This is a genomic window from Rhodopila sp. (assembly GCF_965277825.1).
In the GTDB taxonomy this organism is placed as follows: domain Bacteria; phylum Pseudomonadota; class Alphaproteobacteria; order Acetobacterales; family Acetobacteraceae; genus Rhodopila.
The window spans coordinates 3,090,288-3,116,093 of the sequence record NZ_OZ255846.1; the positions used below are offsets into that span (position 1 = coordinate 3,090,288).

24 protein-coding genes are annotated in these 25,806 nt (G+C 64.4%); 13 read left to right on the forward strand and 11 right to left on the reverse strand.

All coding sequences use genetic code 11. From position 1 onward, the window contains the following. Nucleotides 1–43: 43 nt before the first annotated feature. The 5 genes from ACQY4T_RS15315 to cyoA all read right to left on the reverse strand — a co-directional run bounded on the left by ACQY4T_RS15315 (nucleotide 44) and on the right by cyoA (nucleotide 4,629). Nucleotides 44–370, reverse strand: coding sequence for a hypothetical protein (locus ACQY4T_RS15315; RefSeq protein ID WP_428532085.1), 327 nt, complete (start codon nucleotides 368–370; stop codon nucleotides 44–46). Nucleotides 371–651: 281 nt separating this feature from the next. Beyond that, complete coding sequence (gene cyoD, locus ACQY4T_RS15320; RefSeq protein WP_428532088.1) at nucleotides 652–1,032, reverse strand: cytochrome o ubiquinol oxidase subunit IV; 381 nt, start codon at nucleotides 1,030–1,032, stop codon at nucleotides 652–654. Continuing rightward, on the reverse strand, nucleotides 1,029–1,679 hold the full coding sequence (gene cyoC, locus ACQY4T_RS15325; protein WP_428532091.1) for a cytochrome o ubiquinol oxidase subunit III: 651 nt from the start codon (nucleotides 1,677–1,679) through the stop codon (nucleotides 1,029–1,031). The genes cyoD and cyoC overlap by 4 nt, the downstream gene beginning before the upstream one ends. Beyond that, complete coding sequence (gene cyoB / locus ACQY4T_RS15330) at nucleotides 1,676–3,679, reverse strand: cytochrome o ubiquinol oxidase subunit I (protein ID WP_428532094.1); 2,004 nt, start codon at nucleotides 3,677–3,679, stop codon at nucleotides 1,676–1,678. Before cyoB ends, cyoC begins: the two co-directional genes overlap by 4 nt. A 2-nt stretch (nucleotides 3,680–3,681) precedes the next feature. Continuing rightward, nucleotides 3,682–4,629: a ubiquinol oxidase subunit II gene (cyoA, locus tag ACQY4T_RS15335; protein ID WP_428532097.1), complete on the reverse strand. Its 948-nt coding sequence runs from the start codon at nucleotides 4,627–4,629 to the stop codon at nucleotides 3,682–3,684. A gap of 507 nt (nucleotides 4,630–5,136) precedes the next feature. Here cyoA and ACQY4T_RS15340 point away from each other — a divergent pair. The 3 genes from ACQY4T_RS15340 to ACQY4T_RS15350 are packed head-to-tail and all read left to right on the forward strand — an operon-like array spanning nucleotide 5,137 to nucleotide 7,817. Then, nucleotides 5,137–5,847, forward strand: a complete 711-nt coding sequence (locus tag ACQY4T_RS15340; protein ID WP_428532100.1) for an ABC transporter ATP-binding protein — start codon at nucleotides 5,137–5,139, stop codon at nucleotides 5,845–5,847. 9 nt (nucleotides 5,848–5,856) lie between these two features. After that, nucleotides 5,857–6,729 (forward strand): branched-chain amino acid ABC transporter permease, encoded by an 873-nt coding sequence (locus ACQY4T_RS15345; RefSeq protein ID WP_428532103.1) that lies wholly within the window; start codon nucleotides 5,857–5,859, stop codon nucleotides 6,727–6,729. Between the two features lie 2 nt (nucleotides 6,730–6,731). After that, the gene (locus ACQY4T_RS15350; RefSeq protein ID WP_428532106.1) at nucleotides 6,732–7,817 is read left to right on the forward strand and encodes a branched-chain amino acid ABC transporter permease; all 1,086 of its coding nucleotides are present in this window, start codon (nucleotides 6,732–6,734) and stop codon (nucleotides 7,815–7,817) included. 35 nt (nucleotides 7,818–7,852) lie between these two features. Here ACQY4T_RS15350 and ACQY4T_RS15355 read toward each other — a convergent pair whose 3' ends face one another. Continuing rightward, nucleotides 7,853–9,376 (reverse strand): FAD-dependent monooxygenase, encoded by a 1,524-nt coding sequence (locus ACQY4T_RS15355; RefSeq protein WP_428532109.1) that lies wholly within the window; start codon nucleotides 9,374–9,376, stop codon nucleotides 7,853–7,855. Between the two features lie 241 nt (nucleotides 9,377–9,617). Between ACQY4T_RS15355 and ACQY4T_RS15360 the strand changes: the two genes are divergently transcribed. Then, nucleotides 9,618–10,475 (forward strand): hypothetical protein, encoded by an 858-nt coding sequence (locus tag ACQY4T_RS15360; protein ID WP_428532112.1) that lies wholly within the window; start codon nucleotides 9,618–9,620, stop codon nucleotides 10,473–10,475. Between the two features lie 13 nt (nucleotides 10,476–10,488). Here the strand turns inward: ACQY4T_RS15360 and chrA are convergent, their stop codons facing one another. After that, nucleotides 10,489–11,679 (reverse strand): chromate efflux transporter, encoded by a 1,191-nt coding sequence (chrA, locus tag ACQY4T_RS15365; RefSeq protein ID WP_428532115.1) that lies wholly within the window; start codon nucleotides 11,677–11,679, stop codon nucleotides 10,489–10,491. A gap of 75 nt (nucleotides 11,680–11,754) precedes the next feature. Then, nucleotides 11,755–12,933, reverse strand: a complete 1,179-nt coding sequence (locus ACQY4T_RS15370) for a pyridoxal-phosphate-dependent aminotransferase family protein (RefSeq protein ID WP_428532118.1) — start codon at nucleotides 12,931–12,933, stop codon at nucleotides 11,755–11,757. A 158-nt stretch (nucleotides 12,934–13,091) separates the two neighbouring features. Here ACQY4T_RS15370 and ACQY4T_RS15375 point away from each other — a divergent pair, with 158 nt between their 5' ends. Beyond that, nucleotides 13,092–13,655 (forward strand): glycine cleavage system protein R, encoded by a 564-nt coding sequence (locus tag ACQY4T_RS15375; protein ID WP_428532121.1) that lies wholly within the window; start codon nucleotides 13,092–13,094, stop codon nucleotides 13,653–13,655. Nucleotides 13,656–13,693: 38 nt separating this feature from the next. On the opposite strand, the gene ACQY4T_RS15380 is transcribed toward ACQY4T_RS15375, so the two are convergent. Next, nucleotides 13,694–14,665 (reverse strand): acyl-CoA desaturase, encoded by a 972-nt coding sequence (locus ACQY4T_RS15380; RefSeq protein ID WP_428532124.1) that lies wholly within the window; start codon nucleotides 14,663–14,665, stop codon nucleotides 13,694–13,696. A 133-nt stretch (nucleotides 14,666–14,798) separates the two neighbouring features. Further along, nucleotides 14,799–15,437 carry a glutathione S-transferase family protein gene (locus ACQY4T_RS15385; protein ID WP_428532127.1) on the reverse strand — a complete coding sequence of 213 codons (639 nt, stop codon included), beginning with the start codon at nucleotides 15,435–15,437 and terminating at the stop codon, nucleotides 14,799–14,801. A 90-nt stretch (nucleotides 15,438–15,527) separates the two neighbouring features. On the opposite strand from ACQY4T_RS15385, the gene ACQY4T_RS15390 reads away from it, so the two are divergent. The 6 genes from ACQY4T_RS15390 to ACQY4T_RS15415 all read left to right on the forward strand — a co-directional run bounded on the left by ACQY4T_RS15390 (nucleotide 15,528) and on the right by ACQY4T_RS15415 (nucleotide 22,320). Continuing rightward, nucleotides 15,528–16,028 (forward strand): disulfide bond formation protein B, encoded by a 501-nt coding sequence (locus ACQY4T_RS15390; protein ID WP_428532130.1) that lies wholly within the window; start codon nucleotides 15,528–15,530, stop codon nucleotides 16,026–16,028. Next, entirely contained in the window at nucleotides 16,025–16,582 is a 558-nt protein-coding gene (locus ACQY4T_RS15395; protein WP_428532133.1) for a demethoxyubiquinone hydroxylase family protein, read from the forward strand. Before ACQY4T_RS15390 ends, ACQY4T_RS15395 begins: the two co-directional genes overlap by 4 nt. Nucleotides 16,583–16,690: 108 nt before the next feature. Continuing rightward, the gene (locus ACQY4T_RS15400; protein ID WP_428532136.1) at nucleotides 16,691–17,197 is read left to right on the forward strand and encodes an eCIS core domain-containing protein; all 507 of its coding nucleotides are present in this window, start codon (nucleotides 16,691–16,693) and stop codon (nucleotides 17,195–17,197) included. Between the two features lie 695 nt (nucleotides 17,198–17,892). Beyond that, nucleotides 17,893–19,458 (forward strand): Hint domain-containing protein, encoded by a 1,566-nt coding sequence (locus ACQY4T_RS15405; protein ID WP_428532139.1) that lies wholly within the window; start codon nucleotides 17,893–17,895, stop codon nucleotides 19,456–19,458. 205 nt (nucleotides 19,459–19,663) lie between these two features. Beyond that, nucleotides 19,664–21,067, forward strand: a complete 1,404-nt coding sequence (locus ACQY4T_RS15410; protein WP_428532142.1) for a diguanylate cyclase — start codon at nucleotides 19,664–19,666, stop codon at nucleotides 21,065–21,067. Then, on the forward strand, nucleotides 21,067–22,320 hold the full coding sequence (locus ACQY4T_RS15415; RefSeq protein ID WP_428532145.1) for a DUF2336 domain-containing protein: 1,254 nt from the start codon (nucleotides 21,067–21,069) through the stop codon (nucleotides 22,318–22,320). The genes ACQY4T_RS15410 and ACQY4T_RS15415 overlap by 1 nt, the downstream gene beginning before the upstream one ends. On the opposite strand, the gene argB is transcribed toward ACQY4T_RS15415, so the two are convergent. After that, nucleotides 22,317–23,279: an acetylglutamate kinase gene (gene argB / locus ACQY4T_RS15420; protein ID WP_428542894.1), complete on the reverse strand. Its 963-nt coding sequence runs from the start codon at nucleotides 23,277–23,279 to the stop codon at nucleotides 22,317–22,319. The genes ACQY4T_RS15415 and argB overlap by 4 nt on opposite strands. A 179-nt stretch (nucleotides 23,280–23,458) precedes the next feature. On the opposite strand from argB, the gene ACQY4T_RS15425 reads away from it, so the two are divergent. Next, nucleotides 23,459–25,303 (forward strand): putative bifunctional diguanylate cyclase/phosphodiesterase, encoded by a 1,845-nt coding sequence (locus ACQY4T_RS15425; RefSeq protein ID WP_428532148.1) that lies wholly within the window; start codon nucleotides 23,459–23,461, stop codon nucleotides 25,301–25,303. Then, nucleotides 25,296–25,769 carry a BLUF domain-containing protein gene (locus ACQY4T_RS15430; RefSeq protein ID WP_428542897.1) on the forward strand — a complete coding sequence of 158 codons (474 nt, stop codon included), beginning with the start codon at nucleotides 25,296–25,298 and terminating at the stop codon, nucleotides 25,767–25,769. The genes ACQY4T_RS15425 and ACQY4T_RS15430 overlap by 8 nt, the downstream gene beginning before the upstream one ends. Nucleotides 25,770–25,806: the final 37 nt, after the last annotated feature.

Consider the following 25,806-nt stretch of genomic DNA (forward strand, 5'->3'; position numbering starts at 1 on the left):
TCGATAGCAACCTGCGCCGCTCCCGCTATCCCAGCCATCCGGTTCAATAGCCTGGCGGGGGATAGTAGCCCGGAGGAGCCGAATAGTACACCGGTGGCGGGGGGTAGTAGGCCGGCGGGGGTGGGTAATACACCGGTGGCGGGGGCGCATACGCCTGTGAGGCAATAATCCCGCCAGCGACCGCCGCGGCGCCAAGGCCGAGCAGAACTCCGCCGACGCCGGGGCCTCGGTGATAGCCGCCATGATATCCGCCATGCCAGCCGCCGTGATATCCGCCGCCATGGCCGTGCCAATCGGCATGCGCCGCTGGCGCCGCTAGCAGCCCCGCCGCGACCGGCGCGGCGATCAAAAGAGCCTTGAAGCGCAACATGACTTTTAACTCCTGCATTTCAATCGTTGCGGAATATGGGTATGCACAGTGACCGGATTGAGGCGGAGGTGCGCCGGTTTGATGATTTTTTCTTCACGATTCGTTCGTCCCGCACGCCCGGGTGTGGACCAATCAAGCGCCGCACGCCACGGCGGGGCATCTCCGGACGTTCGGATTGGAAGCAACTAACCAGGGCGAGGCGCCTCTGCCGGCACCAAGCAACCTAGACATTACCGAACAGACGGGTCAGCAAAAGCGCCAAGTTCAGAACGCAACCGACGTCAGCGCTGCATCTGCATGATCTGATCCATCGGCATCATATTGTGGTTCAGGTGCGTCATGATCCACAGAGACCCGCCGATCACCAGGAACACGATCAATACCCCAAACGCCAGCGCCATGACGTTGTTGACGTTGTCGGGGCCGCTGGTGATGTGCAGGAAGAACACCAGATGGACACCCATCTGCGCGATCGCCAGAACCGACAGAGCCACCGGAATGCTGGGTCCCCAGACCAGCGTGGTGTGGGAAATGAAGAACGCCACGACGGTCAGCAGGGTCGCCAGACCGAGCCCGATAACGTAGGGAAGTACGCCTTCAACCTCTTGGCCGCCGGGCGCGACGTCCGTGCTCTCCGGCTCGGTGTTTTCGGCGTGGCTCATTGGCCGGCCCCCATCAGGTAAACCACGGTGAACAAGGCAACCCAGATGATATCGAGGGCATGCCAGAACAGGCTGAAGCAAAGCACGCGGCGCAGGATATCCGGCCGATAACCTTTGGCGAACACCTGTGCCATCATCGTCAGCAGCCACAGCAGACCGCAGGTGACGTGCAGCCCGTGGCAGCCGACCAGGGTGAAGAATGCCGACAGGAAGGCGCTGCGGGTCGGGCCGGCGCCCTTTGCCACCATGCCGGCGAACTCGCGCACCTCGATACTGAGGAAGGCCGCCCCCAGGATGAACGTGACCGCCATTGCGCCGAAGAACCAGAGCCCGTTGCGGCGCTGGGCGCCGATGCTGGCGATGCCGCAGGTGAAGCTGGACAGCAGCAGGCATGCGGTCTCCAGCGCGACGTTGCGCAAATCGAACAGGTCGTGGCCGCTCGGGCCGCCGGCGGTGTTCCCCACCAGCACCGCGTAACTGGCGAAGAAGGCGGAGAACATGATGATGTCGCTGAGCAGGAAAACCCAGAAACCGTAGCCGACGACGATCCGCTTGTAGGCAAGCCCGCTGATCGGGTGCGCCGGCACTCCGCCGCGCTCGGTCCGCCGCGAGTCGCTGCTGCCGGCCGTTCCCTGGAACGCGCTCATGTGGTCACCCGCAGCCCGGACAGTGCCTCGCTGCGGGCGCGGCGGTTGGCTCGGTCGATGCGCGCCACCTGCTCAGCGGAAATGACGTATTCTTCCTGATCGCGCCACGCGAATACCACGAAGGTGGCGAAAGCGCCGAGCAGTCCCACACCAACCAGCCACCAGATATGCCAGATCAGCGCAAACCCCGTGAAGGTGGCGAAGAAGGCGCAAATGAAACCGGTCGGGCTGTTACGCGGCATCTCGATCGCGGTGTATTCCGGCTCATCGCGCAGCTTCGCCTGTCGGATCGCGCGCTGCTTGATGCCCCAGTAGAAGTCCTCCGCCTCGATGGTCGGCAGCACCGCGAAGTTGAACGCCGGTGGCGGAGACGAAGTCGACCACTCCAGCGAACGCCCGTTCCAGGGGTCGCCGGTCAGGTCACGCAGCTCATCACGGTGGCGGATACTGACCACGAGCTGGGCGATCTGCAGGATGATGCCGCACAGGATCAGCGCGGCGCCGACCGCCGCGATAATCAGCCAGGGGTGCCATTCGGCGACATCGTAGTGCTGCATCCGACGGGTCATCCCTTCCAGGCCAAGCACGTAAAGCGGCATGAAGGCCACGTAGAAGCCAACCAGCCAGAACCAGAACGCAGCCTTGCCCAGCCCGTCGTGCAGCCGGAAGCCAAAGGCTTTTGGAAACCAGTAGTTATAGCCGGCGAACGATCCGAACAGCACGCCGCCGATGATCACGTTGTGGAAGTGGGCAACCAGGAACAGGCTGTTGTGCAGCATGAAGTCGGCCGGCGGCACGGCCAGCAGAACCCCGGTCATGCCGCCGATCACGAAGGTAACCATGAAGCCCAGCGACCACAGGATGGGGGCGGAATACACCACCCGGCCGCCGTACATGGTGAATATCCAGTTGAACACTTTCACGCCCGTCGGCACCGCGATGATCATCGAGGCGATGCCGAAGATCGCATTGACGTCGCCGCCCGCGCCCATGGTGAAGAAGTGATGCAGCCAGACAGTAAAGGCGAGCACGCAGATCGCCATCGTCGCCATCACCATCGACCGATAGCCGAACAGCGGCTTGCGCGAGAACGTCGCGATGACTTCCGAAAACACGCCGAACGCCGGCAGGATCAGGATGTAGACCTCGGGATGGCCCCACGCCCAGATCAGGTTCATGAACATCATCACGTTGCCGCCGGCTGCGTTAGTGAAAAAATGGAAGCCGAGGTAGCGGTCGAGCAGCAGCATCGCCAGCGTCGCGGTCAGGATCGGGAACGCGGCGACGATCAACAGGTTGGACGCCAGCGCCGTCCAGCAGAACATCGGCATCCGCATATATCTCATGCCGGGGGCGTGCATCTTCAGCAGCGTGGTCACCAGATTGACCCCCGACAGCAAGGTGCCGACGCCCGAGATCTCCAGCGACCACAGGTAGTAGTCGACACCCACTCCGGGCGAGTAGGCGATCTCGGACAGCGGCGGATACGGCAGCCATCCGGTGCGCGCGAACTCGCCGATCACCAGCGAAAGGTTGATCAGCAGCGCCCCGGTCGCGGTCAGCCAGAAGCCGACCGAGTTGAGCGTCGGGAACGCCACGTCGCGTACACCAAGCTGCAGCGGGACGACAAAATTCATCAGCCCGATGACGAACGGCATCGCGACGAAGAAGATCATCAGCGTGCCGTGCGCGGAAAAGATCTGGTCGTAGTGTTCGGGCGGCAGATAGCCAGGCGAACGGAATGCCAGAGCCTGTTGCGATCGCATCATGATCGCGTCGCTGAAACCGCGCAGCAGCATCACCATCGCGAGGAAGGTGTACATGACGCCGATACGCTTGTGATCGACGCTAGTGATCCATTCCCGCCACAGATAGGGCAGCCACCCCTTCAGCACGACCGTCGCAAGCACGCCGATGATCACCAGGCCGACCACGGTGGATGCGGCCATCGGGATCGGCTGGTCGAGCGGAATCGCTGACCAGCTCAGCTTGCCCAGCATGTTCACTTCTCCGACCTTGACGATACATCGAGACTGGGTGATCCGGTTTGCGGACCCGGCCCGGGCGGCAGTTGTTGTGTCGCCACCCGTTGGAACAGTCCGGGATCGACCGCGTGATAGGTGAACGGCGCAACCTTTATGCTCTGCTTGGCAAGCTCCGTGTAGGTCGCGGAATCCAGCGTCGGGCCGGTTTTGCGTGTCGCGTCGACCCAGGTGGAGAATTGCTCCGCCGGCACCGCGCGCACGTCGAAGTGCATGTCGGAAAAACCGTCACCGCTGAAATGGCTTGCCAGGCCATGAAAGGTGCCCGGTGCGTCGGCCTCCAGGTTCAAATTCGTCGTCATGCCGTTCATCGTATAGATCATGCTGCCAAGCTGAGGGATGAAGAACGCGGTCATGACGCTGGCCGAGGTCAGCACGAAGTGGATCGGCACGCCGGCGGGGACCACAAGCTGGTTGACGCTGGCGATGCGCTGATCGGGGTAGATGAACAGCCACTTCCAATCCAGCGAGACCACCTGGACCTGAAGCGGCGGCGCCTTCGACGCCAGCGGCTGGGCCGGATCGAGTTCGTGCGCCCCGATCCAGGTGACCCCGCCCAGCAGGATGATGACCAGCAGCGGAATTCCCCAGACGATCATTTCGATTCGGCCGGAATACTCGAAATCCGGCAGATAGGTGGATCGCGTGTTGGAGGCGCGGAACCACCAGGCGACACCAAAGGTCGCCGCCAGCGTCGGCAGGACGATGGCGAGCATGATCGCCAGGGAATCGATCATGATGGTCTTGTCGGCCATGCCCACCGGGCCCTGCGGATCCAGCACCGCCGGCTGGCAGGCCGCGAGAAGCAGCGGTGCCAGAACGACTGCGGGGCGGCCGAACCGACCGATCGTCGGTCGACGACGCGAAGGTCCGTGGCTGTCCGGCGGTGTGTCCGGCTGGGCGCGCATCGAAAGCTTCCTCACGTCGTCGCTTAGGTTCCTACGATAAGGATCACCGCCCTGGCCGCTACCATGGCGCCGGTCACGCCTTCGCTAGCTGTTTATTCCGTCCGTAACCGATGGGGCTGATCCAGGGGCCCGCTCAGCCCGCACGACCCTGGTTGACCAGCGCACGATTGCGCTGGATGGCCGCTTGCCGCACCGGTCAGGAAACGGGCTTTACTCGCTCGATTGATTTCCAAACACGGAGCTCACGAAGAACCACGAAGGCGCACGGAGAATGTTAAAGCGTCAGACAACAAAACGGCCACGTTGGACGTCGGGCCGCCTTACCGCGAACGTTACCCGCATGCAGCGCCGATTACCGGCCATCGCCGGTGAATTGCCCCAATTTGAGCCGTTGACTCGACTGGTCTGCTTCGTCAGTTTTGATCTGCCTGCGAGAGGCCAATAAACACAGGAACCGAGGCGTATGGGGGGCTACGGCTGCCACTGCATGACAGGCTGGACGCGCGCGTGACCAACCTGCTCGAGGCCTCCGGCCTCCATGCCGCCTATGGTGAAACCCGGGTGCTTCATGGCACCGATTTCGCCGTCGCCCAAGGCGGCGTCACCGCGCTGCTGGGCGCCAACGGCGCCGGCAAGACCACTACTTTGCGGGCGATCTGCGGCCTGGTCAGGACCTGGGGCAACATTACGCTCGACGGCAAGCGTATCGAGGGCATGGCCACCGAGGACATCGTCCGCCTCGGTGTGGCTCATGTTCCCGAGGGTCGCGGCACGTTCATGGAAATGACGGTCGAAGAGAACATGCGGCTGGGCGCTTACAGCCGTCCGGCGCGTCATACGACCGACGATTTCGACCACATGTTCGAATACTTCCCCCGCCTCAAGGAGCGCTACAAGCAACAAGCGGGTACCCTGTCCGGCGGCGAGCAGCAGATGCTGGCGATCGTGCGCGCGCTGTTGATACGGCCCCGCCTATTGCTGCTGGACGAGCCGTCGTTCGGCCTGGCGCCGTTGATTGTGCAGGAGATTTTCCGCATCCTGGCGCGCATCAAGCAGGATGCCGGCGTCAGCATCCTGCTGGTGGAGCAAAATGCGGCGCTGGCGCTGCAGTTCGCCGAACACGCCTATGTGCTGGAGACCGGCCGCATCGTGATGGCGGGGTCGGCGGCCGAAATCAGCCAGGACGAGGGCATCCGCCGCTCGTACCTCGGGTATTAGGGAGGCACGATGCTCGCGGGCGTCATTCACCAGATCATGTCAGGCATCGCCACCGGCGGTATCTACGCCTCCGTGGCGCTGGCCCTGGTGATGATCTACCAGGCGACCCACCACGTGAACTTCGCGCAAGGCGAGATGGCGACATTCTCCACCTACATCGCGCTGACCTTCATCAATGCCGGCTTTCCCTACTGGGTGGCGTTCATTTTCGCCGTCGTGCTGTCCTTCGCCATCGGCGTGGCGATCGAGCGGATCCTGATGCGGCCACTGGCGAACGCACCGGTGCTGGCCTCGGTTGGCGTGTTCATCGGACTGCTGCTGGTGATCAACGCGATGAGCGGCTGGTTTTTCGACTATACCATCAAGCAGTTTCCCTCACCGTTCCCCGACCACCCGATGCTAGGCGGGTTCCTGTCGGGCCACGAACTGGGCTCCACCTGCGTCACGCTGCTGGTATTGATCGCGGTCTACCTGTTCTTCCGCCACACCAGGCTGGGGCTGGCGATGCGGGCGGCGGCGTTCAATCCGACGTCCTCCCGCCTGGTCGGCGTGCGCGTCGGCTGGATGCTGGCGCTGGGCTGGGGCCTGGCGGCGGCGATCGGCGCGGTCGCCGGATGCATGGTGGCGCCGGTGGTCTTCCTGGATCCCAACATGATGTCCGGCATCCTGCTCTATGCGTTTGCCGGCGCGCTTCTGGGCGGGATCGATAGTCCCCTGGGCGCGGTGCTAGGCGGCTTCGCGGTCGGCGTGATCGAGAATCTCGGGGGCGCCTACCTGGTGGGAACCGAGCTGAAACTGACGCTGGCACTGGTCATCATCGTGGCGGTCTTGACGATCAAGCCAACCGGCCTCTTGGGCCGCCGCGTGTACAGCCGGGTATGACGATGCGGACCCTATGGATCGTCTCCGTCCTGGTGTTGCTCGGGGTGCTGGTGCCCTTGCTGAGCTTCACCAACTACCATCTGTTCCAACTGACGATGGTGGTGATCTATGCCATCGCCATTCTCGGCCTCGCGCTGTTGACCGGGTTCAACGGGCAGATCTCCCTCGGGCATGGCGCGTTCTATGCGATCGGCGCCTACACTACGGCCATCCTGATGGCATCGTGGAACGTGCCGTATTGGGCAACGCTGCCGATCTCGGCGGTGGTGTGCGCCGTTGTGGGATTCCTTCTGGGCCTGCCGGCGTTGCGCCTGGGCGGCCTATACTTGGCGCTGACCACCTTCGCTCTGGCCACCGCGATCCCGCAAATCCTGAAATACAAACTGTTCGAGGACTGGACCGGCGGGGTGCAGGGTCTGGTGATCGACAAGCCGGACGCACCGTTCGGGCTGCCCTTGTCGCCGGACCAATGGCTGTATCTGTTCACCGCGGCGGTCGCGGTGTTGCTGTATGTGATGGCCTGGAACCTGGTGCGCGGTCGCATGGGGCGCGCAATGATGGCGATCCGCGACCACGCGATGGCGGCCGAGGCGATGGGTATCAACCTGCCGATCGTGAAGACCCGCACCTTTGCTCTGAGCGCGATGTACACCGGTTTAGCTGGATCCCTCGGCGCGATTGCAGTGCAATTCGTCGCGCCTGACAGTTTCAGCGTGGTGGTGTCGATTTTCCTCTTCGTCGGCTTGATCGTCGGCGGCGTATCGTCGATCGGCGGCACGCTGATCGGTGCCGCTTTCATCGAATTCGTGCCGAATTTCGCCGACAAGGTGTCAAAGGCGGCGCCGGGCGCGGTTTATGGGGTGATCCTGATCGCCGTCATGTTCCTGATGCCGGCTGGGGCAGGGGGGTTCCTTTATTCCCTCTGGCGCAAGCTGCTGGCCGGGCGGTCGGGACAGCTCGCACCGCCGATGCAGTCAGCCATGGTCGACGCGGTGCCATACGAGGAACCCACGCCCGAACTGGCGGACCTGTCGCCCCGTGGGGCGTTTGCACCGCGGCCGGCCGGCTCCGAGCGTCGTCCGGACTGATCGGCGAAGGTCAAGATTCGCGCAGCGAAAACGGCCTACTGAACCAGTGAAATTCGATGTGCAGCGAAGTAGGCCTCCAGTTGTTCGGGGGCCTGATCGGTGGTCGCCAACGCCACGTAGGTATCGGGACGAAGCAGGTAGACGGCGTCCCGTGCAAGTCCGGCGGCGGCGTATGCCTCCTGCCAAGCGAACACATGCAGCGTGACATCGTGGCTCCGACACCAATCGCAAAGCGCTGGGCTGGCGATGCCATAGACATGAATCTGCCAGCCTATGGTGTCGAACGTGGCGAAATTGTCGACATCAGGCACTGGTGCCCATGGCAGCCGGTCGCCGCCCCGGACGCTTCCGGCTCGCCCAGCGCTGATGGCGCTGTCACGGTAGGCAACGACAATCTGCGATACCGCGCTGAAGACGTAGTCTCGGGCGGCTTCGAACCGGAATAGCGTGGGCATGATCAGCGGTGCCACCCGGGTGCGGATGAAGTCCGCGACGCGCCCCTCGGCGGTTGCGAAGTTGAACACCCGGTCGGTGGTGGCAACCAACTTCAGCGCGAAGCTGCGGCGTTCCGTCTGATAGGTGTCCAAAAGAGCGTCGGACGCCGCCTCGGTCAGGACCGCCTTCAGTTTCCAGGCAAGATTGATGGCATCGCCAAGGCCGGTGTTCATCCCTTGACCACCGGCCGGGCTGTGGACATGTGCGGCGTCGCCCAGGAGAAAGCACCGGCCCATGCGGAAATGCTCGGTTACCCGGTGATGCACGCGATAGGTCGAAAACCAACGGACCTGCCGCACTTCAACCTTCATGTTCTCGATGGCACGCTGGCTGACATCCTCGAACTTCAGGTTCTCCGGATGCTCCGCGCGGTCGTCGCGCACGGTGCCGATCAGCCGCGCGTGACCTTGACCGGCCAGCGGGAAAACCGCGAGAAAGTCGGCTTCGTCCAGATCGACATGCAGCTCGCCATCGAGTGCCGGGCCTTCCGCCGTGACGTCGGCCACATAAAACACCTGGTCATAGGTGCCCCCCGGAAAGCCGCTGCCGATTGACTGCCGAACCAGCGAACGGGCGCCGTCACAGCCTGCAAGATAAGCGGCGTCGCAGGTTTCCTGTTGCCCATCTGCCCGCTGCAACGTGGCGGTCACCCGATCACCGGTATCGCTGAAGCTTTGCAATTCAGTTTGCCGCTCGACCCTGACGTCAAGCGCTTCAAGCCGTTCAATAAGCAGCCGCTCGTGCTGGTCCTGGGCATAGGTGAACGGTCCGTAAGGAGTAAGATCGGCCGCAAAGTTATCGAATGAGACTCGCGTTTGCTTTTTGCCCTGGACCCAGAGATTGATCGCGGGGACCTTACGCCCCTGCGCCAGGACATCGTCTGTCAGGTCCAGTTGACGGTAGAGCTCCAGGGTACGGGCCTGAACGGCGACGGCACGCGAGGTCGTGCCCGGACCCTCGGTCTTGTCGATGATGCGCACCTTCACGCCTTGCTTGGTAAGCCAAAGGGCGAGAGCAAGCCCGGTCGGACCTGCGCCGGAGATCAGGACATCGATGGGCGTCATTGCTTGTTCCTTCGCTGCGTCGGCCGTGCAGCATCCTCGGTTGTTGCACGATGGCACAATCGTGGTGGCTTGGAGGTGACTTCAGTCCCTGACTCGCAGCCCCCCCGGGGGCCGCGCCCGAGCCGCCGTTCGGGGACGGCAGTACACCTTCTGCAGTGCGCGCGTGGATCCGCGCGTTGACGCGAAGCTCGGCATTTGGCATCGGGTGGTCAACGACAATCTGCGGCAGCGGGGCTGAAGCATGAATATCGAAGCCGGATCCGAGGCCCACAAGGAACTGTTTTGCCGTCAGTTCATCGACACCCACACGGTGTTCGATCCGGCGGCGCTGCCATGGCCGGAACTCGACGAAGCGGAACTGGCGCGGCTGCGGGGCGTGCCGTTCTGGCAAGAGGTTTACCACACCGAGCGCCGCGCCGGAGCCATCGTCGATGCATTTACGCCTCATGTGAGCGATCCCGTGGTGCGCGAAGCGGTCGCCCTGCAAGGCGTAGAGGAAACCCGCCATGCCATGCTGATCCGCGTGCTGATTGACCGTTATGGCCTGAATGCGACCGAACAGCCACTGGAGGCGTTTCCGGCCGACCTCGAAACCGCCTTCATCGATTTCGGGTTCGGCGAATGCCTCGATGCGTTCCTGGGCTTCGGCGCCTTCAAGACGGCCCGGCTGTCGGGCTTCCTGCCGGAGGGCATGTTTGAGATCTTCGATGTGCTGATGTACGAAGAGACCCGGCACATCGTTTTCTTCATCAACTACATGGCCTGGCGCGAAAAGCGTCGCGGCCACATCGCGCTAACCCGGGCGCTGAAATCAACTTGGTTCTACGGCCGCGCCGGGCGCCGGCTGCTCGGCATGGTGCGACGCGGCCAGCAGCCGAACGACGGCCACGACTTTGCCATCACGCAGGCCAATATGTTCCTCGACGGCTTCAGTTTCCGGGGCTTCGTCGAGGACTGCTATCGCGAGAACGCCCGCCGCATGAGCGCCTTCGACCCCGACCTGATGCAGCCCCGGCTGCTGCCCGCGGTTGCCGATCTCGCGGTGCGCGGCCTGCGGCTGTGGGACAAACGGCGGCCGCGGCGGCGGCTGCCCGGTTGATTCGGTAACAAGTTTAAGCCAGCAATCCCAGGCCCCAGCCGCCGACCGCCCCCAGCAGCACCACCAGCCAGGGCGGCACGGCCCAGAGCGTCAACAACAGGAACGCCACTAGCCCAAGTCCAAAATCAGCCGATGTATGCATCGCCCCGGTCCAGATCGGGGTAAAGAACGCGGCCAGCAATACGCCGACGACGGCTGCGTTGACGCCGCGCAGCGCGGCCCGGACACCGGTTCGGTGGCGCAGCGTATCCCAGAACGGCAGCAAGCCGCCGACCAGCAGGAACGAGGGGGCAAAGATCGATACCGTCGCCACCAGCGCGCCAACCCAGCCGTTTGGAACCGGGGCCTCGATCGCGCCGAGGAACGCGGCAAAGCTGAACACCGGGCCCGGCACCGCCTGGGTGGCACCATACCCGGCCAGAAACATATCCTGCCCAACCCACCCAGGCCGCACCACCGTCGCCTGCAGCAGCGGCAGCACGACATGGCCGCCGCCAAACACCAGCGACCCGGCCCGGTAGAACGCATCGACCAGACGCAGAACCCGTCCGCCCGAGGTCTCCGCCAGCAACGGCAAGGCGAACAGCAGCATCAGGAACGCCAGCAGCAAGGACGCCGCAATTCGCATCGGAATGCGGACGCCCAGGCTCACCCCCGGCTCGGTGTCGGGCAATTCGCGAGGCAGAGCAGTGAAGCCGATGATCGCACCCAGCAGGATCGCGGCGATCTGGCCGAACGACGATGGGATTGCCAGGCACACCAGGCAGGCGGCAACGGCGACGCTGGCGCGGGCGCGATCGGGTGCGAGGCTGCGCGCCATGCCCCAGACCGCCTGGGCAACGACCGCCACTGCCACCAGCTTCAACCCCCGCAGCCAGCCAGCCTGCGCCAGGCTACCCATCCCGCCGACGCCGTAGGCGAATAGCGTCATCGCCGCGGCGGACGGCAGAGTAAACCCGACCCAGGCGGCGAACATGCCGATCGGACCGCCTCGGATCAGACCGATCGCCATGCCGGTTTGCGATGACGCCGGTCCCGGCATGACCTGGCACATCGCGACGATGTCGGCGAAGCTCGCCTCGCTCAGCCATTGGCGTTTGGCCACCAATTCAGCACGAAAGTAGCCGAGGTGGGCAATAGGGCCGCCGAAGCTGGTGCAGCCAAGGCGCAGGAACACCAGAAAGACTTCAAGCGCCCGTCCCATCAGCCGAGGCCACCCCGCCCCAGCCGCGGGATCATTGCCGGGCTTGGGCGCCCCGGCACAGCATCGCGGTCGTCCTCAAGCGTTCGCCGAGGTGAGCAATTCCATTGCCGCCTGCACGCCGCCGGCCCGGTGCGGAACACCAGCCGCGCGCAGCCCCATCTCCACCCCGGTCAGCGCGCCGGTAAGGGACAGCACGCCGAGGTCGCCCATGTGCCCAATGCGGAACACCCGGTCCTCGATGCGGCCGAGGCCGTTGCCGAGGCTCATGTTGAACCGCTCCAGGATCACGTTGCGCAGGTTGTCGGCGCTGTGACCTTGCGGCGTGCGGATCGCCGTCACCCCCGGCGCATAGGCGGCCGGGTCAGCGCATTGCAATTCCAGACCCCAGGCAGCGGCGGCCAGCCGGGTCGCCTGGGCATAGCGATCGTGGCGGGCGAACACCGCCGGCAGACCTTCCTCGGCCAGCATATCCAGCGCTTCGTTCAGCGCGTAGAGCAGGCTGATTGCCGGCGTGTAGGGGAAGAAGCCAGTCCGGTTGGACGTCACCAGCGGTTCCCAGTCCCAATAACTGCGTCGCGACCCGCCAGCGCGCGCCGCGGCCAGCGCCTTGTCGCTGATCGCGGTGAACGACAGGCCCGGGGGCACCATCAGGCCCTTCTGTGATCCGGCGATCGTCACATCGACAGCCCAGCCGTCATGCTGATACTCGGCGCAGCCAAGCGACGATATCGCATCCACCATCAGCAGGGCTGGATGGTCGGCCCGATTGATCGCCTGCCGCACCGCGGCGATGTCGGTCATGCAGCTTGTCGAGGTCTCGCTATGCACCGCGCAGACCGCCTTGATGCGCCGTTCGCGGTCCTCTTGCAGGATTTCACCGATGGCGAGCGGATCGGCGCCACGCCGCCAATCGGTCTCCAGGCTGACGACGTCGAGGCCGAAGCGAAGCGCCATCTGCTCCCACAGATGGGAGAATTGGCCGGTGCGGCTGATCAGGATGCGATCGCCCGGCACCAGCGTGTTGGCCAGGGCCGCCTCCCAGGCGCCGGTGCCCGAGGCTGGGAAGATTCCGATGGTCGCCGCCCCGGTCTGGAACAGGCCGCGCAGCTTGGCGACAATATCGCGCCCAAGCGCGCCGAACTCCGGGCCTCGGTGGTTGATCACATTGCGATCCATCGCCCGCAGCACCCGGTCGGGCAGGTTGCTCGGCCCGGGGGTCTGCAGGAAATGGCGGCCGGAGACGAAGTTCGACATCGGGAACGCATTCTCCACGGAAACGGCGGGTTACAACCACGTCAGGACTGGGATTGCAACAACCTTGGCACTTAATGGTCCGCTCCGGGCTGGCCGGAGCGACCCTCAGCCGTTATGTCGGCCTCGCCCTGGTTCCTTCAACAACGGATGCACCCAACATGGCCACATTGATCTTGACTGTCGTTGGTTCGGATCGCCCCGGTCTGGTGCGCGCACTGTCCGAGGCGGTTGCCGCGCGTGGCGGCAGTTGGCTGGAAAGCCGCATGGCCCGACTGGCCGGTCAGTTCGTCGGCATCGTGCTGGTGGAGGCGCCCGAGTCGTTGCTCGATGATCTGCACCGGCTTGAAAGCCAGGGCCTGCGGATTGTCGCGCAAACTGCGCCAGGGGAAGCCGCTGGCGGCAATCCGGGGCGCGCGCCGGTCAACGTCGCGGCCGACCCCGCGGCCGCGGCGACAATGCACCCGCGGCTGTCGCTGGAGGTGGTAGGCAACGATCGCCCCGGCATCGTGCGCGACATCGCCCAGATCCTGGCCGGCGGCGGGGTCAATATCGAAGAGCTGACCACCGATGTGGTCAGCGGATCGTTCAGCGGCGAGCCGTTGTTCCGGGTCACGGCGCTGCTGCGAGCGCCGAGCGCGGCGGCGGTGGATGCGATGCGGGCAGGGCTGGAGCAACTGGGCAACGAACTGATGGTGGACATCCAGCCGGCGAACGACAGCTAATCAACCGGCGACATCTCAGCCAGCGGGATCGGGCGCAGTCACGGTTCGGCAGGTTGCTCGATCGGGGGCGCCACCATGGTCCGCTTGTCCGGCGTTGCGACGCCCGATGCCAGCCCGATCGACTGCAACATCCGGATGGTCACGAAAGTGACATCGATCTCCCACGGCCGGTGGCCATGCCGCGCCGAACGCGGATCGGCATGGTGGTTGTTGTGCCAGCCCTCGCCATTCGAGATCAGCGCGACAATCCAGTTGTTTCGGCTGTGCTCGCCGGTCTCATAGCTGCGGTAACCCCATAGATGCGATGCTGAATTGACCGACCAGGTGATGTGCCAGACCACGACGGTGCGAACGAACACGCCCCAGATCAGCAGGCTGGCGCCGAACTGGGCCGCCCGGGCCACACCCTTGCCGGACACCAGTCCGATCGCCAGGCCGCCCAGGAAGAACGCCGCCCATGAACCGAGCATGATCAGCGGATACAGGGCGGAACGCTCCATCCGCCGGTAGAACGGATCGCGCAGGATATCTTTCGCGTAACGTTCATAGATGCCGAGCCGGATCAGGTCGCGGTTGTGCACCAGCATCCAACCGACATGGCCCCAGAAAAAAGCCACCAGCGGGCTGTGCGGATCGTCCCGCCGGTCGGCCTGTTCGTGATGCCGCCGGTGTACCGCCACCCAGCGCGCCGGGGTGTCCTGCATGCAGCACACGCCGAGCACGGCGAAACCGTGCTCCAGCCATTTCGGGCAGTTCAGCCCGCGATGTGTCAGCAAGCGGTGAAAGCAGAGGTTGATGCCAAGGGTGCCGAATACATAGAGGCCAATGACGGCCAGCGCGACACCGGTCCAACTAAACAATCCGGGCAGCAATGCCAGCAGCGCGAGCAGATGATAGACGACGACGGTGATCGCGTACGGCCAGACGATGCGGTGCCGATCCACCGCCGCCGGCAATGGCAGGCGCGCTGTCCCTGGCTGCAAGCCGGCGGCGGAATGCGGGATGCTCAAACTAGGTTCCTTTATAAGGTTTCCGTCGCCGCTCCGGCTTGCATGCGGCAGACATCGATGCAGCCGTGGAAATACGCCCGGGTTACGCGTTCCTTCGCACCTGGCGAGATCGCCCAGGTTTAGGGGTCAGAGGTCAGACAATCGGTGTCGCGGCGACGTATCGTTGGAACGCCGGCCGGCTGCTCAAGCGGTCGTACCACGCGCGCAAGGCCGGCATCTCGGGGCGGGTCAGGCCTAGGTAGTCCATGCCGAACCAGCGATGCGCATGCACCCCCCACGGAATATCGCACAACGTGAAATCGGCACCGGCGATGTGGTCGTGACGGTCCAGCTTGGCGTCGATCATGCGCCACGCATGGGCGGCTTCGCCGATCGCCGTCGCCACTGCCTTTAGGTCGCGCTTATCGGCCGGAGTGCGAACCAGACCCCAGAACACCGCCGTCATCGGCCGGCCCAGTACGTTGTGCTGAGCGTCCATCCAGCGGTCGATGTCGGCGCGCAAACGCGGCTCGGTCGGCCACAGTGGCGAACCCGAGGCGTGCGCCTGGCCAAGATAGCGCAGGATGACGTTGCTCTCCCACAACGTGAAATCGCCCTCCTGCAGCGTCGGCACCAGCCCGGTCGGGTTCATTGCGCGATAGTCCGCCGTGTCCGTCTTGCCGAACGCACCGCCGACGTCGATCCGCTCGAACGCCAGACCAAGCTCGCCCAGCCCCCACAGCACCTTCATCACATTGCTTGACGTATTGCGTCCCCAGACGATCCGCTGCACGATTTTTCTCCCCACCGGAGTGTCCAAACTAAGCCGACCGGCGCGTAGCGGCAACTTGCATCGCGGGATCAGCGGGGGCACACCGGAACCATGCGGCTTCGTCCCCAACCACGAACCCTTGCCGTTGTGACCGTCCTTGGTGCCGCGGCGGCGTTGGGCGTGGCCCATGCGTCAGAAGTATGGGACGAGCTGGTGCCCTGCGCGCTTTGTCTGCTGGAGCGTTGGCCGTACCGGCTCGTGATCGTGCTCGGGCTGCTTGCGGCATTCGCTCCACCTGGGCTGGCGCGGCTGCTCTTGGTGGTCGCGGTGTTCGCGCTGTTCACTGACGCGGGCATTGCCGCGGTGCACGTCGGGGTCGAATTTCATTGGTGGCCAAGTCCGTTGCCGGAATGTGCCGCCCCGCACCTCAGCGGCGGTTCGATCGCCGAGCGGTTGGCCTCGATGCCGTCGCGCCCGTCCAAACCCTGCGATGACCCAAGCTTTCTGATCCCGAACGTGCCGATTTCGATGGCGGCGATGAACCTGGTGTTCGCCCTGGCATTCGCGGCGCTGCTGGCCATCTTGCTATCACGCAGCAGGAGCAGACGATGAGCATCGGACTTCCAGGCGATCCGACCGCCGAGCAGATGGCCGCACGGATGATCCGGGTGGACCATGCCGGGGAATATGGCGCCACGCGGATCTACGCCGGCCAACTGGCGGTACTGGGCCGCGGCGCCAAGGGCGACGTGATCCGCCAGATGCAGTCCCAGGAGCAGCTTCATCTGCGCACCTTCAACGACATGATCGCCGATCGCCGGGTGCGCCCGACGGCGATGCTGCCGTTTTGGCACATCGCGGGATTTGCCCTAGGCGCGGTAACGGCGGCGCTGGGCGAACGCGCCGCCATGGCCTGCACCGTGGCGGTCGAGGAAGCCATCGACGACCACTACACTGCGCAGTTGGAGACACTGGACGAACTCGAAGAGTCAGGTTCAGAAGAATCCGCGCTGCGCCAAGCCGTGGAAAAGTTTCGCGCCGACGAGTTGGAGCACCGCGACATCGGGCTGTTGCAGGGCGCGGAGCAGGCGCCGGGATATCGGCTGCTGTCGCGTGTCATCAAGGCCGGCTGCCGCGTCGCCATCGTCATCAGCGAGCGGGTGTAGGACGAAATCTTCCTGATCTCGCCACAATTCTGGCAGGGTTTCGACGTCTTTATGTTATGACATTGCGCCTATGTGTTCTGACATCCCTTGTCGACGCCGGAGCCTGTCGTGTTAGCCGGTCTTGCCAGGATCCTGCCAGCGCGGGCCCAGCCGGCTATTGCCCCTGGTCTGCTTGACTACGCCGCCGGCGCGCTCGGCAGCCTGATCGATGATGCTCGCCAGCGGGCGATCGCCGACGGGGTACGGCCAGTTCCGGCCGGGATTTACCGCGCGTTGCTGGGGTTTTTCCCGTCGGCGCTGCTGCGGACATGCCGATTTGCCGCCGGCCGGTCGCATGCCCTGACCCTGCCGGCGCTGGCATTCTCTTACGGCGACGCCACGGCGATTACGTTGGGCGACGTCATCTTGTTCAAGAACGAGCGTATCGCCGAGAGCGATTGGAAGGTCTGGGCGCATGAACTGACCCACGTGATGCAGTATCAGCGCTGGGGCCTTCACGGTTTTGCCGAACACTGCGTGCGCGACAGTAATGCGGTTGAGCAGGAAGCGACCGACAACGCCAAGCGTTTTTTGGCATGGCTTCCGCGCCGGGGTCTGCCGGCGCCCTCGCGTTGATATGTGTCCAGGGCCGCCCAGGACTTTTGGACTACTCGTTATAAACTATCGACCGAAGTGCCGAGTCCTCCGATGATGCCGGTCGGCGATGCATCGTGAAGCGATCTAGAACCAGCACCATAGCACAAAGTTCTGGTATCAGAACTAGAATCGAAAGCTCCACGGATTTCACCAGGACAACACGGCCGGACGTCGCGCTATCAATATAAAACCATGACCTTATAGGCAAGAGCGTAAAATAATTGACACGTTCTGGGTAATAAATGAGGCGCTGGATCGTGGGCTGAGGGAATTCGATCGTTTTGGCACCAGTGATGACCAGAGCAACGTCGAAAAACCAGCGAAGGCAGTCAAATATCTTTATTCATCCAATGAAGACCCAGGTCCTGTTAAGAGCCATCGCGACGCAATCAATAATTGGTTGACTTCAAGTTCCGGCGGCCTAATAAGTTTTGCGAAACGGCCGACGGGGACTTGAACTAATGAAGACTTCAATGCTCGCGGACAGTGCGAAATCGACCGCGCCGTCTGCCGCGCAAGGGTTCTTCAGGCTTCGGCCCACGGCGGGCGAATGTTTCGTGTTCAGTGGCTCTGGCGTTGTCGGCTGGGTTGCCGACAGCCCGCTTGTTCGCCGGGTGACTGCCGGCAGGTTCGTTATTGTATAACCATCCGAGTATAACCCTGGGGGTTGCAGCATGGCCGCACTGATTATCAATGGGAATACGACGGTCGCGTCGGGCAGCTACGGTCCGGTATCGGTAACCGGAGGCGCCACCATCAGTGAGGCCTCGGGGCAGACGGTAACGTTTGACTCCGTTACCGAGAGCCCCGGGATCACCGGGGTCAATTTCGACGCCTCAGGCAGCAGTCACCTCACCCTGGACGGCGTCATCGCCACCGCGCCGACCGCGTTGAATATCGGCGACGGCGGCACCATCGAGCTCGGCAGCAACATCAGCGGTCATTCGGGAGTCATCGCGTTCAGCCCCGGCGATAACAACTCGGTGCTGATCTTCGATCCCGGCGTGGCCAACAGCAGCCTGGATCCGATCACGCTGTTTGCCAACGGCGACACGATCGACGTCTCGGCGCAGATCTCGTCGATCAACTACAATTCCTCGCACGACCAGTTGACCGTCAACCTTGCCGACGGCAGCGCCGAAATCCTCAACGTGGTCATAGCGCAGAACCAGAGTTTCAGCTTCGCCGGCAGCGACATCCTGGCGACCTGCTTCGCGGCGGGCAGCCGGATCGATACACCGTCCGGGCCCGTGGCGGTGGAAGATCTGAAACCAGGCGATACGGTGCTGCTTGCCACCGGCATGACACGCCCGGTGAAATGGATCGGCTGGCGTCACATTCAGGTGCAACGTCATATCGATCCCGACGCGGTTTGCCCGATCCGCATCAAGGCTCATGCCATCGCCGAAGGCGCGCCGCGTCACGACCTGCTGGTCTCACCCGATCATGCGATCTTCATCGACGGCAAACTGATCCCCGCCCGACTGCTGCGCAACGGAGCCACGATCGTCGAAGCGCGTGAGGTTGACACCGTAACATACTTCCATGTCGAGCTCGATGCGCACGACGTGCTGCTGGCCGAGGGTCTGGCCACCGAAAGCTACCTCGATACCGGCAACCGCGCTTCGTTCCAGAACGCCGGACTACCGCTGCTGATGCACGCGGACTTCAACGGACCTGGCGGCCAGGCACGACGTGAAGCCGCGTCGTGCGCCCCGCTGGCCTGCGACGCCGCGCGCGTGGAGCCGATCTGGCGATCGATCGCGCAGCGAGCCGAGGCACGCGGACTGATCACGGCGTCGGTCGAAACAACCGACGACCCGGAGCTTTGCATCCTCGCCGGCGGCAAGCGGATCGCCCCGCTCAATCGGGCCGGTGGGCGATACACGTTCATGGTTCCGAGCAGTGCGGGAGACGTGCGGCTGTCCTCGCGGACCGCGAAGCCGTCGGTGCTGCGGCCATGGATCGAGGATCGCCGTTCCTTGGGCGTAATGGTGCGGCAGGTGTTGGTCAAAACCGGCCAGGACCACGAGACGATCGCGATGGACGATCCTCGGCTGACCGACGGGTGGTGGGCGGCCGAAGGCGACTCGGTCGCGATCTGGCGTTGGACCGCGGGCGACGCCGCGTTGCCGATCAAGCATGGGCCAGCCGTGATCGAGGTCATGGTTGGAGACGTCCAATCATATCCGATCGAAAGCGCCGATCATGCGGGTTCCGCGCTGCGGGATTGTGCCTGAGAACAGCTAACGCGTAGAGCCGCGAACCCGTCTCACATGCCGCTCGGCTGAACCGCCGGCTGGCATGTGAAGCCGGTCAGTAAACGCCCGCTCCGGCGCGGCGCTTTCGAGTCTGACCTGCCGACCGCATAAAATCCCCGCCGGCAACCTTTCGTTAATCATTTGATTGTTAGATCACGGCCTGCCTCTTCGGGGTGCGCCGTGCATGTCTGAAATGCTTCTCGATCCGCCGGCGCCGGCCTCGCCGCAACAGGCCCCGCACGACCCTGTACGCGACGCGCTGATGGAAAGCCGCCAACGCTGGCGGCACCTCGTCGGTTTGGCGACCGATCTGGCGTTTGAAACCGATGCCCAGGGTCATTTCGTGTTCATGACCCCCGACACCGTACTGGGATGGCCGTCGAGTTCGCTGATCGGCCAATCCGCCGACCGTCTGATCGACGATGATGCAACAATCGCCACAATCAATCCGTTCTGCCCGGCAGTCGAAATCCGCCGCCATCGTGCCTGGCTGTGCTGCGCCGACGGCAGGCTGGCGCTGGTGAGCATTTCGGCGGTGCCCCTCCGGAACGCCGCCGGTCAAGTCGTCGGCGCCCGCGGTGCCGGCATCGACGTGACCGACTCCGATATCGGGTCGATGCAAGTCGCCGGCCGGCTACGGCGGGGGCAGGTGCTGCACTACATCCTCACGCAGGTGAAGCGGGAGACCGAAGTCGATGCCATGATGGACGCCGGGCTGGGGGCTTTGGTGCACGCATTGGGCGCCGAGGGTGCCGTAGCAATCGGCGCTGTCTGTAACAGTTCTGAGATCGGTATACTGCATGAATACGGCGCCGGCGCGGCAGAGGTGCTGCCGGTGGCGTCCAAGGTCGTGGCCAATAGCGGTTCCAAGGCAAGCCGCGTCACCGCTCCCGATGGGCGCAGCGTGCTGGCGATCGGCTGCGACATCCGCTCCGGCCTGCCAGCCGGTCTGGCCGTCTGGCGGGCGGCTGGATCGTGTCAATGGGATCAGGACGATATCGCACTGGCCGGCGCGGCGGTTTGCATCGTCCGCATGGTGCTGGAGCATGAGGCGCTGCAGCGGGAAATAACCCTGCAGGCGCGGACCGATCCGCTGACCGGACTGCTCAATCGCCGCGCCTTCCTTGAGGAAATGCGCCGCCAGATCGCCAGGCTGGATCGGCAGGAAGAGCCGGGAACGCTGATGTTCGTCGACATGGACGCGTTCAAGCTGGTCAACGACCGCCTGGGCCATGGGGTCGGCGACGAGGTCCTGGTTCAACTTGCCGACGTCTTGCGCAAGCTGGTGCGGCCGTTCGACCTGATCACTCGGCTGGGCGGCGACGAATTCGCGGTGTGGTTGAGCGGTGCCGATCACATGACGGCGGCCGAACGCGCCGACTACCTTTGCAAGACTGCGCCGCAAGAGTTGCAGGCCCTGCTGCCCGAGGCGTTCCCCAAGCTTGGAGTCTCGGTCGGAATTGCCACTCGCCGAGCCGGCAGCCATGAGTCGATCGAGGAACTCACCCGGCGCGCCGATATGGCAATGTACGAAGTGAAGCGCAGTGGCCGGCGTCATTGGCGCGTGTCACTGCTGGAAGGCGACTGATGAGCGCGGATGAGGCAACCCGCGTCCGCCAGAGCGTCTCGGCTAGCACCAGCCCCGACGTACTCCGGATGCTGGCCAGCGACCCGTCGGTGACGGTACGAGCCAGCCTGGCGCTGAATCCCGCGCTGCCGGAATGTGTCAGCGCCATCCTGGCCGAGGATACCGACGCGCGGGTGCGCGCCATCCTGAACCGCAAACTGTCCACGCTGACCCCGAACCTGAGCAACGACGACCGCCAGCGCGTGCAGCGCGACGCGGTCGCCAACCTCACGGCGATGGTGGCGGACGCGGCGCTGCGGGTGCGGATCAGCCTCGCCGAGGCGGTCAAGGACCTACCTGACGGACCGCGCGACATCGTCCTGCGGCTGGCGCACGACCCGGTGGTGATGGTGTGTGAGCCGGTGATCCGGTTCTCGCCGATGCTGACCGATGAAGACCTGGTGGCGCTGATCGCGGCCCGACCGCCGGCTTCGACCGTGATGGCGGTGGCTCGGCGTCCGAGGATCGCCGAGACCGTGTCCGATGCCATCGTCGACAATGCCGATGTCGCGGCGATCGGCGCGTTGCTGGCAAATCCGACGGCGCAGATCCGCGAGGCCACCCTGGATTCGTTGGCGGCGCAGTCCGAGGAACGTGCCGACTGGCAAGCGCCGCTGGTTCGCCGCCCGCATCTGTCGCAGCGCGCTCAACGCATGCTGTCAGAGATCGTATCCGGCCATTTGCTGGAAACCCTGTCCGCCCGCGCCGACCTTGACCCCAGGATCGCCCAGTCGCTGCGTTCGGTGCTGAAACCGCCGCGGCCTCGGGCGACTTCGGAAATCGCGGCAGACGAAACCCGGGCCCTGATGCAGGCAAGGGTGCAGAAGTTGCACGCAGCCGGCCGGGTCAGCGACGAGACGATCCTGTCCGCACTGAGCCACAATGCAACCGCCGAAGCGGCGGCGATGCTTGCGGCCAAGGCCGAGGTCCCGGCCGCCGTGATCGATCGCGCCTGTGCCCTGCGCAGCGCGAAAGGCATCGTCAGCCTGGCGTGGAAAGCCGGTCTGAAGGTCGAGACCGCGGCCACTTTGCAGGTGGCTCTGGCGCAACTGCCGCCGGACAAGGTGCTTCGGGCCATGGCGAACGGTGATTTCCCGCTGTCGGAAAGTGAGATGCACTGGCATCTGACGTTTCTCGACCTGCCGGACCGGACGCAGCAAGCCTGGACACCGCGCCGGCTCGCGCCGAATAGCCCTGGCGCGGCGCCAAACTAACGCTTGATCAGGGTTCCGGGGCCAGCCTCGGTGAACAACTCCAGCAGGCAGGCGTGTGGCACACGGCCGTCCAATATGACCGCGCCTTTGACGCCCTGGCGCACCGCTTCGACGCAGTTTTGCACCTTCGGGATCATGCCCCCGGTGATCGTGCCGTCGGTGATCCGCTGTTCGACCTGGGCAAGGCTGAGCGAAGCAATCAGGCTTTTGTCCCGGTCGAGCACCCCCGCCACGTCAGTGAGCATCAGCAGACGCGTCGCATTCAGCGCCCCGGCCACCGCCGCCGCGACGGTGTCGGCGTTGATGTTGTAGGTCTGTCCGTCGGCGCCGATGCCGACCGGGGCGATCACCGGCACCAGGCCGCCACCGGTCAGCGCATGGATCACCCTCGCATCGACCGCGACCGGTTCGCCGACGAAGCCCAGGTCCAGCACGCGCTCGATCCGGCTGTCCGGGTCCAGCGTGCTGCGTTGCAGCTTGCGGGCTCGGATCATCCCGCCATCCTTGCCGCAGACACCGACCGCAAGCGCCCCGGCCTGGGTGATCAGCCCGGCCACGTATTTGTTGACCGTGCCGGCGAGCACCATCTCCACCACTTCCACCATCGCCGCGTCGGTGACCCGGAGCCCGTCGATAAAGGTGGACTGGATGGCCAGTCGTTTCAGCATCATGTTGATCTGTGGGCCGCCGCCGTGCACCACCACGGGATTGATGCCAACCTGCTTCAGCAGCGCGATATCGCTGCCGAACTGCTTCGCCAGGTGCTCCTCACCCATCGCATGGCCGCCGTATTTCACCACCACCGTCGCGCCGGCATAGCGGCGCAGGAATGGCAGCGCCTTGGCAAGCACATGCGCCTGTTCCGTCGCCGCGGCGATGTCGACCGCAGTCACCGCCGCGATCTGTCCTTCAGCCGACGCGGTGACAGCGCTGACTGCGGTGGGTGTTTCGCTCATCAGGCGGCTTTAGGGCGGCACGGCGTGATCGGTCAAGCCGAGCATCCGACCGATGCCGAAAGCGCCGCGTGGGCGACAAATTCGCTCGCCGGGACAGCCGCGTTAACGGTTCGGTAAGGCGACCGGGATAGCCTTCACCTCGGTCGCGGCCGTCGCGGCGTTGTATCGGCAGGAGTTGGTGGGTGCAAGAAGCTCAGGCAGGACCGCCGCTGGACCGCCTCGCCGGCGGCAGGCCGGCGTTCCGGCCGAATCAGGGGCTTACCGTTGCCCGAACCAGGGCCGACCGCCGACTGGCGGACAAGGTTCTTGGGCTGCTGCCGCTGGGCGTCGCTGTGATTGATGCCGAGCTCCGGCTGTTGTTCTGGAATGAGCAGGCTGCCTTGCTGTTCGGTGTGCCACCGCTGATGGCCGCGGCAATGCCACCGCTCGGCGAAATTCTGGCCGGCGTGGCCCAATTGACCGCTCGCCAGCGCGACGGCATCATCACATTCGCCGCCGCCCGCATCGCGGCCGGAGATCGCGCCGAACCGGAAAGCTGCCTGCGCATATCCCTGCGTCGCGACCATCGCCTCGTCATCCAGTTGCACCCGATCGGATCGGGCCGCTGGATGCTGGTCATCGACGATGGCCGATTGGCGGTCACCGCCGGGCCAAACGGAGCGGCGGATGGTGGTGTCGCCTGGCTCGATCCGCTGACCGGACTGCACAATCGCCGGCACTTCAACCAGGTGCTGCGCGATCTGGCCGAGGCCGACTGCCCCGGCACCGAGCATCCCATCGGGCTCCCCGTTGGGAACCCCCCCATTGGGCACCTGATTGGGCATACCGTTCTGACGATCGATCTCGATCGGTTCAAGGCGATCAACGACACGCTGGGCCATGCGATCGGCGATGCGCTGCTGTGTCTGGTGGCTAAAAGGCTGCGCCAGGAAACCCGCGCCGACGACCTGCTGGCGCGGCTGGGCGGCGACGAATTCGTCATCCTGATCGCCAGCGGCGAACGAGCCGAACCGCTGGCCGCCCGCATGGTTGACGTGCTGTCGCGTCCATTCCTGGTCGAAGGCCACGTCGCCAATATCGGAGCCAGCATCGGCATCGCCGGGTTCGTCGCCGGTGAGGCGTCGGCCGACGACCTGATGCGCTACGCCGAACTGGCGCTGTATGACGCGAAATCCGCCGGCGGCGGTACATGGCGGCTGTTCGACCCGGCGATGGCAGCGCAGGCGCAGGCCCGGCGGGAGCTGGAGACCGCCCTGCGCAAGGCACTGACGATGAACGAGTTGTCGGTGGTCTACCAACCGCAATTGAACGTTCGCACCCAGCGTTTGACCGGTTTTGAGGCTTTGCTGCGTTGGTCGCATCCGACGCTCGGTCAGGTGTCACCGTCCACCTTCATTCCCGTGGCCGAAGAGATCGGCTGCATCGTCGCATTGGGCGAATGGGTGCTCAAGACTGCCTGCCAGGAAGCGACAAGGTGGCCCGCGGCGATCTCCGTGGCGGTCAACGTTTCACCGCGCCAACTGGGAGACAGCGAGCGCTTGGCCGCCGCGGTTCATTCGGCGTTGCAGTCGTCCGGACTGCCGCCGCAACGGCTGGAGCTGGAGATCACCGAGGGTGCGATGCTGTCGCCCGATCCTCATGTGCTGGAAACTCTGCATCGTTTGCGTGCCAGCGGCATTCGCATCGCGATGGACGATTTCGGCACCGGCTATTCGTCACTCAGTCAGTTGAGATCGTTTCCATTCGACAAGATCAAGATCGATCGCAGTTTCGTCGCCGAGCTGGGTTTCGACGGGGAGGCGGCGGCGATGATCCAGGCGATTGCCACGCTGGCTGCCGGTCTTGGGATGACAACGATAGCCGAAGGTGTCGAGACCGAGGATCAGGCGGCGCTGGTCGGGGCGCATGGCTGCACCGACATACAGGGTTACCTGCTGAGCCGACCGATCGCGGCGCTCGGGATAGACGAGTTCATAACCCGTTACGCCGGCACTTCGCCAGAAAGAGAGCATGAGCACGATGAATAAGACGAGCAGGCCCGGATCACTCTATCGTTTGATTTACTGCAGCCGAAACGCTATCGGTCAGGGCGCGTCGCCCGATACGATGCAGCAGGAAGTCAGAGCGATCCTTTGCGCGTCACGCCGCAACAACGAGCTGGACAATATCACCGGCGCCCTGCTGTTCACCACGTCGGGCTTCGCCCAAGTACTGGAGGGTCCGCGGGACGTCGTTGAGCGCACCTTCGAGCGGATCAGCGGCGATCCGCGCCACGCCGACGTGACGGTGCTGAGCTTCACCCCGACCGAGCGGCGCAGCTTCCCGGACTGGTCGATGGGTTGCAGCGGGCAGATGTCAGCCTTTACCCCCGACCCGCTGGTGCCTCTGCTGGCGGATACGCATTCAGCCGGCCCGCGCGCCACGACCGGCAGCGACGTGCTGCATCTGCTGGAGAAAGTGGTCCAGCGTGAGGATGAGTGGGTCCCGGCATAGCATCATCGGCGAATCTGCTGACCGGCACCTCTTCGAC